This window comes from Chitinophaga sp. (genome assembly GCF_039596155.1).
GTDB lineage: Bacteria > Bacteroidota > Bacteroidia > Chitinophagales > Chitinophagaceae > Chitinophaga.
This window is the reverse complement of record NZ_JBCNKF010000001.1, coordinates 260561-275350: the sequence shown is the minus strand read 5'-3', so window position 1 is coordinate 275350 and position 14790 is coordinate 260561. Positions and strand designations below refer to the sequence as shown.

Annotated in this window: 15 protein-coding genes; 10 read left to right on the top strand and 5 right to left on the bottom strand. The window is 44.8% G+C overall.

The annotated features are described in order from the left end of the window. Window positions 1–158: 158 nt before the first annotated feature. A complete protein-coding gene (locus tag ABDW33_RS01030) occupies window positions 159–902 on the top strand; it encodes a HAMP domain-containing sensor histidine kinase (RefSeq protein ID WP_343688206.1) in 744 nt (247 codons plus the stop codon). A 9-nt stretch (window positions 903–911) separates the two neighbouring features. Then, on the top strand, window positions 912–1304 hold the full coding sequence (locus ABDW33_RS01025) for a response regulator (protein ID WP_343688205.1): 393 nt from the start codon (window positions 912–914) through the stop codon (window positions 1302–1304). Here the strand turns inward: ABDW33_RS01025 and ABDW33_RS01020 are convergent. Continuing rightward, window positions 1276–2871 carry a gliding motility-associated C-terminal domain-containing protein gene (locus tag ABDW33_RS01020; RefSeq protein ID WP_343688204.1) on the bottom strand — a complete coding sequence of 532 codons (1596 nt, stop codon included), beginning with the start codon at window positions 2869–2871 and terminating at the stop codon, window positions 1276–1278. The genes ABDW33_RS01025 and ABDW33_RS01020 overlap by 29 nt on opposite strands. Window positions 2872–3543: 672 nt before the next feature. Here ABDW33_RS01020 and ABDW33_RS01015 point away from each other — a divergent pair. Beyond that, window positions 3544–4242 (top strand): hypothetical protein, encoded by a 699-nt coding sequence (locus ABDW33_RS01015; RefSeq protein ID WP_343688203.1) that lies wholly within the window; start codon window positions 3544–3546, stop codon window positions 4240–4242. Here ABDW33_RS01015 and ABDW33_RS01010 read toward each other — a convergent pair. After that, a complete protein-coding gene (locus tag ABDW33_RS01010; protein ID WP_343688202.1) occupies window positions 4239–5222 on the bottom strand; it encodes an acyl transferase in 984 nt (327 codons plus the stop codon). The two genes, ABDW33_RS01015 and ABDW33_RS01010, sit on opposite strands and share 4 nt — an antisense overlap. Before the next feature lie 227 nt (window positions 5223–5449). Here ABDW33_RS01010 and ABDW33_RS01005 point away from each other — a divergent pair, with 227 nt between their 5' ends. From ABDW33_RS01005 to bioB, 5 genes are all read left to right on the top strand, one after another. Next, window positions 5450–5890, top strand: coding sequence for a hypothetical protein (locus tag ABDW33_RS01005; protein ID WP_343688201.1), 441 nt, complete (start codon window positions 5450–5452; stop codon window positions 5888–5890). Window positions 5891–6005: 115 nt separating this feature from the next. After that, on the top strand, window positions 6006–7544 hold the full coding sequence (locus ABDW33_RS01000; RefSeq protein ID WP_343688200.1) for an acyl-CoA carboxylase subunit beta: 1539 nt from the start codon (window positions 6006–6008) through the stop codon (window positions 7542–7544). A gap of 97 nt (window positions 7545–7641) precedes the next feature. Further along, on the top strand, window positions 7642–8469 hold the full coding sequence (locus ABDW33_RS00995; protein WP_343688199.1) for a UbiA family prenyltransferase: 828 nt from the start codon (window positions 7642–7644) through the stop codon (window positions 8467–8469). 135 nt (window positions 8470–8604) lie between these two features. Continuing rightward, window positions 8605–9705 carry a M42 family metallopeptidase gene (locus ABDW33_RS00990; RefSeq protein WP_343688198.1) on the top strand — a complete coding sequence of 367 codons (1101 nt, stop codon included), beginning with the start codon at window positions 8605–8607 and terminating at the stop codon, window positions 9703–9705. A gap of 90 nt (window positions 9706–9795) precedes the next feature. Beyond that, entirely contained in the window at window positions 9796–10788 is a 993-nt protein-coding gene (bioB, locus tag ABDW33_RS00985) for a biotin synthase BioB (RefSeq protein WP_343688197.1), read from the top strand. A gap of 66 nt (window positions 10789–10854) precedes the next feature. Here the strand turns inward: bioB and aroQ are convergent, their stop codons facing one another. From aroQ to ytxJ, 3 genes are all read right to left on the bottom strand, one after another. Beyond that, window positions 10855–11268, bottom strand: coding sequence for a type II 3-dehydroquinate dehydratase (aroQ, locus tag ABDW33_RS00980; RefSeq protein WP_343688196.1), 414 nt, complete (start codon window positions 11266–11268; stop codon window positions 10855–10857). Between the two features lie 17 nt (window positions 11269–11285). Then, window positions 11286–11849, bottom strand: a complete 564-nt coding sequence (locus ABDW33_RS00975; protein ID WP_343688195.1) for a UbiX family flavin prenyltransferase — start codon at window positions 11847–11849, stop codon at window positions 11286–11288. A gap of 135 nt (window positions 11850–11984) precedes the next feature. Further along, complete coding sequence (gene ytxJ / locus ABDW33_RS00970) at window positions 11985–12314, bottom strand: bacillithiol system redox-active protein YtxJ (protein WP_343688194.1); 330 nt, start codon at window positions 12312–12314, stop codon at window positions 11985–11987. Window positions 12315–12644: 330 nt separating this feature from the next. Between ytxJ and ABDW33_RS00965 the strand changes: the two genes are divergently transcribed. Together ABDW33_RS00965 and ABDW33_RS00960 are read left to right on the top strand one after the other, a co-directional pair. Further along, on the top strand, window positions 12645–13997 hold the full coding sequence (locus tag ABDW33_RS00965; protein WP_343688193.1) for a Mur ligase family protein: 1353 nt from the start codon (window positions 12645–12647) through the stop codon (window positions 13995–13997). A gap of 9 nt (window positions 13998–14006) precedes the next feature. Then, window positions 14007–14780, top strand: a complete 774-nt coding sequence (locus tag ABDW33_RS00960; protein ID WP_343688192.1) for a 3'-5' exonuclease — start codon at window positions 14007–14009, stop codon at window positions 14778–14780. Window positions 14781–14790: the final 10 nt, after the last annotated feature.

Sequence of the window (14790 nt, the reverse complement as noted above, 5' to 3'; positions counted from 1 at the left end):
TCTTAAAATTAGGGGGTAATTACCTACCTTGTTTTTGTAGTTTTTATTTCTTACACTCGCAAAACTGTAATTAATATAACATTATTTTTTATGTGAAATATTCTCTACAAGTCGTGCATACCCATTTTGCCACATGCGCGCTTTTTAATAGCTGACAAATGAAACAAGAAGAGCATACTACCGTATTATCACAGGACGCTGTGAACTTATTAAATAACGCCAGCAATATCATTGCTATTACATCGCATGAATTTAAAACACCGCTGACTGCCATATCAGCGGCGGTAGAATTACTAGCGGCAAGGTTGTCTAATAACCAGCAGATGGACGCTTTTTATGAGAAAAACCTTTCCCGCATCACTACTGAAATTTTCCGGCTCAATAGTATGCTGGATGAAATGCTTACAATTAATAGCATTATGTCCGGACGAATGTCTCTGAACAAACAATTGACAGATGTCGTTCAGCTACTCAGTACACTACGTGCTAATTATTTTGCAGATCCGGAAGATACACGCACCTTTGAACTCAGTATAACAGGTACTCCACGTGATATATATGCTGACCAGAATCAGTTGACCAGAATATTCATGAACCTTGTAGGCAATGCCTTTAAATTTTCAAGAGAAAAGCTCCCGTTAGTTGAATTGAATTTTGAAACGGAGAAAGTAATCATCCGGATTATTGATGATGGTATAGGTATACCGGCTGAAGATCTGCAATACCTGTTTCAACCATTTTTCCGGGCAAGTAATGTAGATGAGATAGCAGGTACCGGACTGGGGTTATCAATTGTTAAAACCTTTGTAACCGAACATAATGGTACCATCACTGTGGATAGTATAGTTGGTGAAGGCAGTATCTTTACACTATCCTTTCCATATCATGCCGATTCCCGATAAAGAAGAACTATGCAATATACTATCTTATTAATTGAAGATAAAACAGGCTTAAGAGACACGTTACAAAGCCTGTTGGAATTACATCATTACCAGGTGATCACTGCCGCTAACGGCCAGGAAGGTATCCAACTTGCCACAGCACATTTACCCAACCTGGTGATCAGTGATATTTATATGCCTGTATTAAACGGGTATCAGCTGCTGGAAGCATTTCAGGCACATGAAAAACTCCGGAATATACCCGTTATTATCCTGAGCGCCAGATCTGCCAGGGAAGAGATCACCCTTGCCCTGGAGAAAGGTGCAGCAGCATATATAAACAAGCCTTTCCTCTTTGCAAATCTGAATGCTAATATCCGCGAACTGCTACATACTAGCGGAACAGCAACACTGAACCATTAAGTGCTTTGTGATCATTATTGCTGTCGTAGAATGTACAGATGTAGACAAAAACCTGCGGATCAAGTAACACTCCCTTCACAGTGCCATCCCAACCTGCCTGTGGATCGCGGGAATGAAATACTAATCCACCCCACCTGTTATATACACTCATATCATAGTTGGTGACCGGAGCAAAAAGCTTCGGCCTGAATACATCATTGTTTCCATCTCCGTTCGGACTGAATGCCGTAGGTAGTACAACCGTACAATTCTGAAATGGAGAAGTCATACTAACGTTACCGGCTATATTACAACCGTTCATATCTGCTACTTCATAAATATAGTGGCCTGATTTTAATGGTTGAAATGTACTATCTGTTTGCCACGGCCCGCTTTCAATCCGATATTTATATGGAGGTGTTCCCCCGGTAATTTGTAAATCTACTTTCCCATCCTGCATTTCACTACAACTGCAGGGTTTTATTATTGCCTGTTCCAGCGCAAGCGGTGCCGGATCGTACAACAATGCGGTCAACGTATCAGTACAAACCTGTGCATCCCTTACATACACCCGGTGCCTGCCTTCTCTTAATCCGTAAAATACAGGTTCGTTCACCTGTATACTGTCGTCCAGTACAAATGAATAGGGAGGTATACCACCTGTAACGTCTATATGAATTTCAGCATTGCTTTTTCCTGCACATATATTCGGAATCGTAGAGAGTGTACTGGCGAGACTGGATACACCCACAGTAATCGTACCACTGCCTGTTGCACCATTAGCGGCAGTGACTTCTACTGTGTATTCACCAGGTGGCAGGTGATCTACGCGAGATGTGGTATAATTACCTGGTGTCCAGCGGTAAGTATAACTAGTGTGATAATCAACGGGGGTGACCTGTACCGTTCCCGTGCTGGCATTATTACAACTTGGTATAGCCGATAAACTCATTTTAATCACCTGACGTATATTGGAAAAATTATCAATCAGGACAGCTGCGCCGTAATTACTTAAACTGCAGGGTAGCGATGGATCTGCCCAGATTGAAATGTATTTATAATCTACAGCAGGCTCAAGTATGGCATAATAACGCTTCCAGGTTGTATCAGTAAAGGGCCCGGAAGACCACAGCCGCTGTGCTGTATCTTTGGGACTATTTCCTCCATAAATGGTAAGATGACCATAACAGGCCGCCTGCAGGTATTTTGGCGAATACGCAAGGTCCACCGAAATAGCATATGCCAACCCCTTCTCCAGCGGAGATACCAGCTTCTGGGCCAGTCCCTCCCGATAACCAGGACCGCTATGCAGGCCGGCATAAGCTTTACCATCTGAGGGTCGCTTAAAAATGTTGAGTGGTCCAGGCAACACATCAGGCGTATTAGAGGCCGCTACCCAGCCAGTGGGTACACTGTCCCTTCCAATATTCCCTTCCATCGAAGGATTAGTCAGTGCAATTACTTGCGCACCGGCAACCTGGAATAGAAAAACGTTCACTGTCAGCATACACAAAATACGGATCAACACACGCGCCATATAGATATAGCGGTGCATCACCCGTATTCTTGCAAATACAGGCTTTAACATAGGATATTTTTTAAATAAAATGATATAAAGCCAACAACATACTATGCCCGAAGTACTGGAGCATGGAATGATTCATTTTCATAGGCTGGAACGCAGGCAAATGGTCGTACTTCCAATTGCTGCACCCCGATAAGGTTTATTGGCTTATTGCATTCTCAGGTAAGACGAAGATACAATATAATTAAATACAATATATGTTAATGAATGATTTTCTTGTATTGACGAGGTTGTAGCAGCTTCCCTCATTCTAGTAATCCTACAATAACAGCGCAGATTTCACTGTGATAAAAACTATTGTAAATATTTTAAAGATGCAGCTGTCCTGTAAATAACCGGTATATAATAGGCTAATAACCCGCAGATAACCCGCCTCTTTATAGATGCGGAATATCTGCGGGTTATAGGCGGGTTATCTGCGGGTTATAGGCGGAATATCTCCAAAGAAGCGTCGGGCTGGTCTGATCCTGGAATAGGTTTACACTTTGTTCAATTAATCCTGTTTGAAATTTACAAAACCGGGTGAGGTCGCCATGTGGGTTTACCGGTAATATTGACCGGTGAATATGAAGTTGATGTTATATCAATTCTTTAACTTTTTGCTTCACTTTATTTTAAATACCTTACAGCAGTTTAACCTATGCCGGGTCTGTAAAATCAGCCCTAAAAGTGAGTATGAAAAGACGTACGCATTTCATAACAAGTACATACTTTATCTCCCTGATCAAATCATGGTTACAGGGTACAAGGACACGAACTGAAATCATCTTATCGACTGCAGATGTTTTGCAGTTATCCAGGATCGAGAATACTGATGTTACGTGTCTGCTAACAACCATTGCCAGGGAAATGAATGAAGATTTTTACACAGAAATTGTTACTCACATCAATTATGATGCGGACACTACTCCTACGCGCAAAGGCCTGATCCACCATCTCAACGCCTTACTGGCAGAAAGAATTACACTGGAAGAATTTAAGGAATGGGCGCTCTGGTACAGCCTCGACGACGACCAACTGAGTGCGGGTATTTTTGAAGACTTTATTGTAGAGTATTTTTGCCTGGACTTTCTGCCAGCCAATGAAGATATTTTCTCGCCTTACATGTGCAAGCAGGTATTGGAAATTCTGGAGTATACCGGCTCATCGCCTACACAGCAGAAAGTTGCCTTAACCTTACTACCAGACCATGAATTGCAGGATTTTAAGGAGTTTCTCGTACAATCAGCATCACAACATCCCTCAATCAATCAAATAGACCGGTACCTGATGAAAAAATTTGGAATGGACCATGAGAGTTTCCCATACATGCAGGAACTCACCACACAAGGAATAATAACGATATTGAAAAAAGCGCAGTTAATCACGACTTAACTTACCATCAGACTACATCCTCTTAACGCTGAATTATCAAGTCTGCCTAATACTTCGAAAGTACCGTGCTCATGTAACCGACCTATGTCCTCAGTGGCAATGAAGGAACAGGAATATACATTAGCGAGGTCAACTACGTTGATTACACCGGCAGCTTTTTCCATGTAAAGCTGGAATGGGTCGTTTTCGTCCCTGACCAGTACCTTCATCCAGGGTGGGGTGTTAAATAAGCCCTGTCCGTAACTGTATGCCTGGGAGAGCAACTCGGTCATACCGTACTCTGCATGGATCTGGGCGCAACCCAGTCTTTCCTTCAGGAAGTCATGTACCTGGTTGCGTGTCCATTCTTCTCTCCTGCCCTTCATGCCACCGGTTTCCATCACAATGGTATGCCTGAGCTCCAGGGCATATTGCTCTGCGAAATCCAGCAGGCCGAAAGTCACCCCGATCAGCAGTGTTTTCTGGCCACGTGCTTCCAGTTCCAGCAGCTGGTGATAAAGTTTGTCGTGCTCGTACAGGTAAAAGCCACTGGCCGGATGACCACTCCGCTGTACCATGTCCTGCACCATATAAACGAGGGAAGAATGTTGTCTTTCCAGGTAGGAAGGCAATAACCCCACTATTACAAAGTCCGTCACAGGACCATAAAAACGTTCAAAAGCAGTCAGGAAACTTTCTTCATAGACAGCAGCTTCTTTTACCAGGTGACGGCTATTGATCGTCTGGGTGGTACCACTGCTTTCAAAGACCAGCTGAGGCGTAAAATTGCCACAGGTAACCTGGTGAGTTTTGAAGAACTGAATAGGTAGAAAAGGAATCTGCGCCAGGGAACGGACTTTGTCCGGCTGAATGCGCAGGGCATCTGTATAAGCACGATATAATACATTTTCACGATACTGAAAACGAAAGGTCTCAAGGGACAATGCTTCCAGGTCCGACCCGTCTGAAGAAAATATTGCTGCTGTAGAAATGCCGCTCATAAACACTGATTAGTAAAACCGTACAAAGTTAGGGGTAAAGACGTAACAAAAAATACGAATTCAACGTTATTAGGATGCAGGCGCGCTGGCGACCTGTCCGGAAGACAGTTGGATGAGCAGACGTTTTGCCCGGGGGGCCACAAAAGGGCTGAATGTCAGCATGGGTAATTCGTTTATCAGAAAGAGTTAAAATAGATAGAGTTAAAAAAATAATGTAGGTTTGTTATATGAAGAAAATAGCTTTTTTATCCCTTTTCTCCTTACTGGCGGTTGGCGCCTGTAAGAAGGATTCATTGGGTACAAAACCGGTGATCGCTTTTAAATCTTATTCTTCTTCCCCTGTCTTTGCCAATACCGGAATGGACGTGACATTTGACGTATCTGACGGAGATGGGGACATTGAAAACACGTTCAATTTCGCAGCTATTTACGATGTTGCGCCTACAGATACTGCTTTTGAATCCCGCCCGATGCCCGGTCTCGATGCCCACAAAGGTTCAAAAGTAACAGCCGAAGTAGTCCTTCACCTGATCGATACGGACTTCCCCCAGATTGGTACCAACCCGGTTGACAAAGATAGTGTACACTACCTGGTATTTATTGTGGATGATGCGGGCAATAGAAGTGATACCATCGTGACACCTAAACTGCAGGTGCGCTACAATTAATTTAATTATTGTTATATACCTTTTTAAAAAAACGCTTTTGCCGATGGCAAAAGCGTTTTTTTATGTTTTTTTCCCCGATATTTAATGTTCGCGCGTTATTTAACACCTTGATACAATGGATAAGACCACGGAACTCCAAAACAGAATAGCCGAAGCTATGCTCGGCGGCGGCGAAGCCCGCATCGCCTCGCAGCACAAGAAAGGAAAACTGACTGCTCGTGAAAGATTACAATTACTCATGGATGAAGGTTCTTTTGAGGAACTGGATATGTTTGTACATAACCGTAACCGTGGAATGACGGCCGACCAGGAACAATATCCGGGGGATGGCGTAGTCACCGGTTTTGGCACTATCAATGACCGTCTTGTCTATGTTTTTTCGCAGGACTTTACCGTCTACGGCGGAAGTCTTTCTGAGCCCCATGCCCGCAAGATCTGCAAGATCATGGACCTGGCTATGCAGAACGGTGCACCCGTCATCGGTTTGAATGATAGCGGAGGAGCACGTATACAGGAAGGGGTGGTCAGCCTGGGCGGGTATGCTGATATCTTTTACCGCAATACCCGGGCCTCCGGCGTGATACCACAGATCTCTGCTATTATGGGCCCCTGCGCAGGTGGTGCAGTCTACTCCCCTGCTATTACTGATTTTATCCTGATGGTGGAACAAACCTCCTACATGTTTGTAACAGGACCGAATGTGGTAAAAACAGTCACGCATGAAGAAGTGACGTCTGAGGAACTGGGTGGTGCACATACACATGCCTCCAAAAGCGGGGTTACGCACTTTAGCTGCGCCAATGAGGTGGAATGCATTCAAAACATCCGGCAGTTGCTCACGTATGTACCTCAGAACTGTGAAGAAGATGCGCCCAGGTACCCCTATACACCTGCGGATGAACAAAGGAAAACGCTGAATACCATTATTCCGGCGAACAGCAACCAACCTTATGACATGAAGGAAGTGATTGCCGAGTTGACAGACCCGGAAAGTTTCTTTGAAGTACATGCCAACTATGCAGAAAATATTATTGTAGGCTTTGCCCGGATTGCAGGCAGAAGTATTGGTATTGTGGCTAATCAGCCGGCTCACCTGGCAGGGGTGTTAGACATTAAGGCCTCTGTAAAGGGGGCCCGTTTTACCCGCTTTTGCGATGCATTTAATATACCACTGCTGGTACTGGTAGATGTGCCCGGGTTCCTGCCGGGAACGGACCAGGAATGGAACGGGATCATTACCAATGGCGCCAAACTGCTCTTTGCACTGAGCGAGGCAACTGTGCCAAAGATCACGGTCACTACCCGTAAAGCTTACGGTGGCGCCTATTGTGTCATGAATTCCAAGCATATCGGCGCTGATCTCAACTTTGCATTTCCACAGGCGGAGATTGCAGTAATGGGGCCTAAGGGTGCAGTTGAAATTATTTACAAGAAAGAGATTGATACCGCGCCAGATCCTGAAGCAAGAATGAATGAACTGGTAGCGGAATATACAGAACGCTATGCCAACCCGTACCTGGCCGCGGAAAAAGGATATATAGACGAAGTGATAGAACCTGACCAGACCAGGATCAAGCTGATCAAAGGATATGCGATGCTGGAAAATAAAGTAGTGACACTACCCCGCAAAAAACATGGCAACATCCCACTGTAAATATAAAAGGGTATGCAGGCGGACCGCAGGCCAGGCTCAGGAATAGTTTGCTTCCGCGTAGGCAAAAGCAAACTATTCCTGTAAATTGCACCTCACTATGTTCAGGGCATTTACAAATTTCTTATTATTCTCGTCGATATACGTCTCGCTCTGTGCCATATTACTCATATGGCAAACAAACACTTTATTGAATATACATCCGGTCAATTTCGACTATTATAAGTTTGCATTCTTCTCGACCATCTGCAGTTATAATTTTCACTGGTACCTTACACCTGCCGCATATGCTGGTTCACCCCGGTTGCAATGGGGAGTAAGACATAAAAACCTGCAACTTGTCTTCACAATCGCCGGTGCCCTGGGCGCGATGATTTACTTCCTGGACCTGAAAGCCTACTGGCTGGAACTCAGTGGCGCCGCCTTTCTGACCTTCCTGTATTCAGCACCCAAGATCCCTGTTGCACCTTTCACCTGGCTACGCAAAATCGCGATTGGTAAAACTATTTTCCTGACCGCGGTGTGGGTATACGTCACGAATGTACTGCCCATCTTTCTGAGTGGCACACCGTTTACGTCACAGGCTATATTTTACATCCTGCACAGGTTCTTTATCATTTATGCATTATGTATACTTTTTGATCACCGGGATCTGGAGTCAGATAAGAAGGAAGGTATCCGTTCGCTGATCACCTGGCTGAGTAAGCCAGCGCTCATGCGGTTATACTTCTGTTCTTTGATATTGTCAACTGTGTTTGCATGCCTGGTAAGCAGGGACCTGGTTACCTTTTACCTGATCATTCCTATTGCAATTACAGGCATACTTACTAAATATACCCTTCACACCAGGTCAGACTATTATTATTATTTTGTACTGGATGGGCTGGTGATGTTGTCGGCTTTCTTACATTATGTAGCGCAGATTTAATTTTTGAAGCCGGCCCCCAGCCATCCTACATAAAATACAAACTGAGCATTACATATAGCCGTGGTTGCCTGGTAATTATGGTCTTTACACCTAATAGCTTTTCATTACTTTTGTCCCATAAATTACCTTAACAGCATGTCAAAAAAGCAAAAGTCCGTATTGAGCAAGGACGCGCTTACGTTCCTGCGGAATTACCTGAATAATCCCTCCCCTACTGGTTTTGAGAAGGAAGGACAGAAACTGTGGCTGGAATATCTGAAGCCTTACATTGATGAACACTTTGTAGATGCATATGGTTCTGCGGTGGGAGTGATCAATCCCAAAGCACCGTTCAAAGTGGTGATTGAAGCACATGCCGACGAAATTTCCTGGTTTGTAAATTACATTTCTCCTGAAGGATTGATCTATGTGATCCGTAATGGGGGTTCCGATCAGCAGATCGCTCCTTCCAAGCGGGTAAATATTCATACAGAAAATGGCCCGGTAAAGGCCGTGTTCGGATGGCCGGCTATTCATACCCGCATGCGTAGTACGGAAGGGAAAGAGCCACAACCAAAGGTAGACAACATCTTCCTGGATTGCGGTGCGCGTAGCCGTAAAGAAGTGGAAGAACTGGGTATTCACGTAGGTTGTGTAGTCACTTTCGAAGACGGTTTCGAAGAGCTGTCACATGATTACTATGTATGTCGTGCGATCGACAATCGTATTGGTGGATTTATGATCGCAGAAGTAGCACGTATGCTGAAAGAAAAGAAGCAGGAGCTGCCTTTCGGATTGTATATCGTGAATGCAGTACAGGAAGAAGTAGGGCTGAGAGGTGCTGAGATGATTGCAAAGCGCATCAAGCCGAATGTTGCCATCATTACAGACGTTACACACGATACCACCACTCCTATGATCAACAAGAACATAGAAGGAGAGATCAGGTGTGGGGCGGGTCCAAGCATCACTTATGGTCCTGCGGTACACAACATTCTGCGTGACCTGATCATCAAGACGGCGAAGAAGAATGATATCCCGCATCAGCTGCATGCTGTAAGCCGTAGTACCGGTACTGATACCGATGCATTTGCGTATGCGAACGATGGTACACCATCTGCATTGATCAGCTTACCGCTGCGCTATATGCACACGACCGTAGAAATGGTGAAGAAAGACGATATTGAGAATACTATCCTGTTGATTTACAACACATTATTAAATATCACACCAAAAACAAACTTCCTATACCTTTAATTTAAGTGTTTAGACACCTAATCTGTTCATACTCCGTTAGTTTGGCAGTTTAGATTAAATGTATAGATTTGCTTCTCAAATTACATTATTATGCAAGATGTGCAGATCCGTCACGACTGGTCTATTGAAGAAATAAAAGAGATCTACAATACGCCCTTACTGGAGCTGGTTTTCCGTGCGGCATCTGTTCACAGGCAGACGCAGGATACGGCAGAAGTACAGGTATGTACTTTGCTCTCCATCAAAACCGGTGGTTGTACCGAAGACTGTGCTTACTGCCCTCAGGCAGCGCGCTATAATACCGATATTAAAGTACATGGCCTGATGCAGAAAGATGCGGTACTGGCTTATGCGCAGAAGGCGCGTGAAGCTGGTTCTACCCGTTTCTGTATGGGAGCTGCATGGAGAGAGGTACGTGATAACCGCGACTTCGATCGCGTACTTGATATGGTGAAAGGTGTAAATGAAATGGGAATGGAAGTATGCTGTACGCTCGGTATGCTGACAGAAGAACAGGCGCAGAAGCTGGCGGATGCAGGCTTGTATGCTTACAACCACAACCTGGATACTTCTGGTGAGTATTATGAGCAGATCATTACGACCAGAACTTATGATGATCGTCTGAAGACGTTGGATAATGTACGTAAGGCGGGTGTGAGTGTATGCTGTGGAGGTATTATCGGTCTTGGTGAGAGTCATGAAGATCGTATTGCAATGGTACATACGCTGAGCAATTTGCCTGTGCATCCGGATTCAGTGCCTATCAATGCCTTGACAAGGGTGAAAGGAACGCCGCTGGAGAATATGCCAAAGGTGGAGTTCTGGGATATGGTTCGCATGATTGCAACTACACGTATTTTGATGCCGAAGGCAATGGTACGTTTGAGTGCGGGTCGTGCGGAGATGAGTATGTCTGAGCAGGCGCTGTGTTTTATGGCGGGTGCGAATTCTATCTTTACGGGAGAGAAGTTGCTCACAACTGCTAATCCGTCATTTGAAGAGGATCATATGATGTTTGAATTACTGGGATTGAAGCCAAGAGAGGCATTCAAGAATCAGGAAATTCAGGAAGCAATATTTTAGTAAAAAAGAATCGCCTCAACCTTCGGTTGAGGCGATTCTTTTTGCACGCTTTGGCCTGTGGCAGGCTTATAAGAAATAATTAATACCGAGCGCGTACCCTTTCATTCCCAGGCCGGCAATCACTCCTTTGCACACAGGTGCTATAACTGACTTATGCCTGAATTCTTCCCGGGCATGTACATTACTGATATGGATCTCCAGCACAGGTGTCTTAATTGCCGCAATGGCATCCCTGATCGCTATTGAATAATGTGTATATGCACCTGCATTCAACAGGATCCCGTCGTAGGTAAATCCTATCTCATGTAAAATATCGATGATATTCCCTTCGGAATTATTCTGAAAATACTCTAGCTCTACGTCCGCAAATAACTGCTTCAATTTTAAGAAATAATCTTCAAAAGATTCACTTCCGTAGATACCCGGCTCTCTTTTCCCTAATAAATTCAGGTTAGGGCCATTAATGATTGCTATTTTCATTGGCACAAATTACTAATTTATTCTTGTCCCCATCTATAAGTATCCTGCTGTATGCCAATCAGGTCCACAACACGGTCTACCACAGTCGCTGCCACTTCCTCCATATTCTTAGGCACACTGTAAAAAGAGGGCGTGGCCGGGCAGATAATTCCACCGGCCTCTGTCACGGTGAGCATATTCCTGATATGGACGAGATTATAAGGTGTCTCTCTCACTACACAGATCAGTTTGCGGCGTTCTTTCAGCACCACATCGGCCGCCCGGGTAATGAGGTCATTGCTGATACCACCAGCTATACGGCCCAGGGTGCCCATAGAGCAGGGGCAGATCACCATGGTGTCGTATCGGCCGGATCCGCTGGCAAAAGGTGCCATAAAATCCTGCTGCGTATAGGTTTTGAATGGCAGGGCCTTGTAATCATCCGTACCCAGTTCCGTTTCCCACACCGTTCTGGCATTTTCCGTCATTACTATGGCAACCTGCTCTGTCTGTGCAGCCGCTTTTTCGAGCTTCTGCAGCAACTGACGTGCATAAATGGACCCACTGGCCCCGGTAACTGCTACAACTATACGGTGTTTCATGTTTGCAAATCTAGGTAAAAAAGTGTGTCACACAGGAGAGTATCCCCCCGGCTCGCTGGCACTTCTGTATAAAAAAAATACCGGCCACCAGGCCGGTACTAATTTCTTTGGATAAATAGCTGTAAGCTAATTTCTTTAATTTGCATGTGATACCAGCTCATCCATGAATATGCCTCCATGGCTTTCATCATACACACACTTTCCATTTTTAATCAGCAACACCTGGGGAGATTCATGTTCTACACCATAAGTTGCTGCAATTTCATCTGATATTTTCCGATACTTGATAAGATCCAGATAATAGAAGGTCATATTCTCAGGCGCTTCAGCTCTGTCGAGCCTTGACTTGGCTACCGCACTGATGGAACAGCGGGTGCTGTGCTTAAAAATAACGACGGTTTTCGTTTCAGATGCTTCCTTGATAGTTTGTAACTGATCTTCGGTAGTTAAAGGTATCCAGTTCATTAACAATCCTTGCTGTTTGTCGCATGGCTCACCTTGCCTATCTTCATCGGACAGCCTAATTTGTTTTGAGACGCACACGAAGTAAATAAAGTAGCAAAGATACAAATAAGCGCTGCGCCGCCCAAAACTTTGAATGATACTTGCATAAAGGGATTTTTAAGTGGTAAATGAAATTTCATAGGGAAAGGTGATATCACTTTTTTAATCGCCATTTTTTGACGTTACTTTGCAAATATAAAATTTATATTAAAAATTTTATCTATAATATCAGTCCTTTTTCCCGTTTCACATAAATATAACGCAAAAATACCGGCAACTGTTTTATTGCATATGACAAAAGTACATTTTATTGCTGTAGGTGGTAGCGTGATGCACCAGCTGGCAATTGCGCTGAAGTTGAAAGGTTACCAGGTGACCGGGAGCGACGACGAGATTTTCGAGCCAGCTCTCAGCAACCTTCGTCAGGCAGGGATACTACCTGCTACTATGGGGTGGGATGATTCCCGCATTACCCCCGATCTGGACGCTGTTATTCTTGGTATGCACGCCCGTGCTGACAATCCTGAGCTCCTGAAAGCCAGGGACCTGCACCTTAAGATCTACTCGTTCCCGGAATATATATACCAGGAAAGTCTGCAGAAAAAACGTGTTGCAGTAGGTGGCAGTCATGGTAAAACGACCACAACTGCTATGATTATGCATGTGTTACAACAGGCTGGAAAGGATTTTGACTACCTGGTAGGTGCGCGGCTGGCTGGTTTTGCACAGTCAGTAAACATCACCAATGCGCCTACTATTGTCATGGAAGCGGATGAATATCCAGCCTCTGTGATTGAAAAACGGCCCAAGTTCCATTTTCTCCATCCGCAAATTGCCGTTTTAACCGGTATTGCCTGGGATCACATTAATGTGTTCCCTACCTACGAGATTTACCTGGAGCAGTTTGTCATCTTCATTAAAACCATGGAGAAGGGTGCCACCCTGATCTATAACGATACGGATCCTGAGCTGGTAAAACTGGTGAATGCTGAAGGCGGTCACCTGAAACTGGTGCCTTATGGCGTACCTGCACATACGATCAGCAATGGTATCACCAGCGTCACTTTTGGCGGCGAAACGAAGGCCATGGAAGTATTTGGCGACCACAACCTGCTGAACATGCACGCTGCCCGGCTGGTTTGCAATGAATTAGGAGTGGATGACACCACGTTTCTATCAGCCATCGCTACCTTTAAGGGCGCAGCGAAACGCCTGGAACTGGTAGGTAAGAATGATCATTGTGCCATTTACCGTGATTTTGCCCATGCACCTTCCAAGGTAAAGGCCACAATCGAAGCCCTGAAGGAGCAATATCCTGACCGTACACTCATTGCTGTACTGGAATTACATACTTACAGCAGCCTGAATGCCGCCTTTATGGTGCAGTACCAGGGTGCTATGGACAAGGCAGATATTCCTGCTGTATTCTACAGCCGTCACGCACTGGAAATCAAACGTATGCCTGACCTGCTGCCGGAAGGCATTGCCCAGGGATTTGGCAGAAATGATCTCCAGGTATTTAATAACAGAGAGCACCTGCAGGCGTTCCTGGATGCACAAAACTACCAGAATGCCAACCTCCTCCTGATGAGTTCAGGAGATTATGAAGGAATGAACGTACCTTCGCTCACAAAGTATTTATAAAAATAAGTCATGCCATCATTGCAACTTAAAAGGCCCCTGGCCGTTATTGACCTTGAGACAACCGGTACCAACGTGGCCACAGACCGTATTATCGAGATTGCGATTGTTAAAGTAATGCCCGACAAGAGCATTCAGCACAAAACCAAACGCATCAACCCAGGCATGCCGATCCCTCCAGCTACCACAGCCATTCATGGCATCAGTGACGAAGATGTGAAGGATTGCCCTACTTTTAAACAAGCTGCAAATGAACTGAGACAGTTCATGGACAATTGCGATATAGCCGGATATAACTCGAACCGTTTTGACATACCGCTGCTGGTAGAAGAATTTCTCCGTACCGGGCTGGAATTCGACGTCAAAGGACGCAAATTCATCGACGTGCAGAAGATCTTCCACCTGATGGAAAAGCGTACACTCAGCGCGGCATACAAATTCTACTGCGATAAGAACCTGGAGAATGCACACAGCGCAGAAGCCGATGCGCTCGCTACTTACGAAATTCTGGAAGCCCAGCTGGGTCGTTACGAACAATTGCAGGCTGAGGTAGAACACCTGGCAGAATTTACCAAAGAAGAAGAATATGTGGACTTTGCCCGCCGCATGATCATGCAGAACGGCGTAGAAACTTTCAACTTCGGTAAATACAAAGGCAGGGCTGTAAGAGAAGTGCTGAAGATTGAGCCTCAATATTATGACTGGATGATGAAAGCTGATTTTCCATTGAATACCAAGCAGAAACTCACAGACATCTACCACAGTATGATGTTAAAAAAGATTTAATGTTTATAAA

Coding starts and splice junctions, on each gene's coding strand:
- ABDW33_RS01030 (WP_343688206.1), top strand. CDS start 159: ATGAAACAAGAAGAGCATACTACCGTATTATCACAGGACGCTGTGAAC.
- ABDW33_RS01025 (WP_343688205.1), top strand. CDS start 912: ATGCAATATACTATCTTATTAATTGAAGATAAAACAGGCTTAAGAGAC.
- ABDW33_RS01020 (WP_343688204.1), bottom strand. CDS start 2,871: ATGTTAAAGCCTGTATTTGCAAGAATACGGGTGATGCACCGCTATATC.
- ABDW33_RS01015 (WP_343688203.1), top strand. CDS start 3,544: ATGAAAAGACGTACGCATTTCATAACAAGTACATACTTTATCTCCCTG.
- ABDW33_RS01010 (WP_343688202.1), bottom strand. CDS start 5,222: ATGAGCGGCATTTCTACAGCAGCAATATTTTCTTCAGACGGGTCGGAC.
- ABDW33_RS01005 (WP_343688201.1), top strand. CDS start 5,450: ATGAAGAAAATAGCTTTTTTATCCCTTTTCTCCTTACTGGCGGTTGGC.
- ABDW33_RS01000 (WP_343688200.1), top strand. CDS start 6,006: ATGGATAAGACCACGGAACTCCAAAACAGAATAGCCGAAGCTATGCTC.
- ABDW33_RS00995 (WP_343688199.1), top strand. CDS start 7,642: ATGTTCAGGGCATTTACAAATTTCTTATTATTCTCGTCGATATACGTC.
- ABDW33_RS00990 (WP_343688198.1), top strand. CDS start 8,605: ATGTCAAAAAAGCAAAAGTCCGTATTGAGCAAGGACGCGCTTACGTTC.
- bioB (WP_343688197.1), top strand. CDS start 9,796: ATGCAAGATGTGCAGATCCGTCACGACTGGTCTATTGAAGAAATAAAA.
- aroQ (WP_343688196.1), bottom strand. CDS start 11,268: ATGAAAATAGCAATCATTAATGGCCCTAACCTGAATTTATTAGGGAAA.
- ABDW33_RS00975 (WP_343688195.1), bottom strand. CDS start 11,849: ATGAAACACCGTATAGTTGTAGCAGTTACCGGGGCCAGTGGGTCCATT.
- ytxJ (WP_343688194.1), bottom strand. CDS start 12,314: ATGAACTGGATACCTTTAACTACCGAAGATCAGTTACAAACTATCAAG.
- ABDW33_RS00965 (WP_343688193.1), top strand. CDS start 12,645: ATGACAAAAGTACATTTTATTGCTGTAGGTGGTAGCGTGATGCACCAG.
- ABDW33_RS00960 (WP_343688192.1), top strand. CDS start 14,007: ATGCCATCATTGCAACTTAAAAGGCCCCTGGCCGTTATTGACCTTGAG.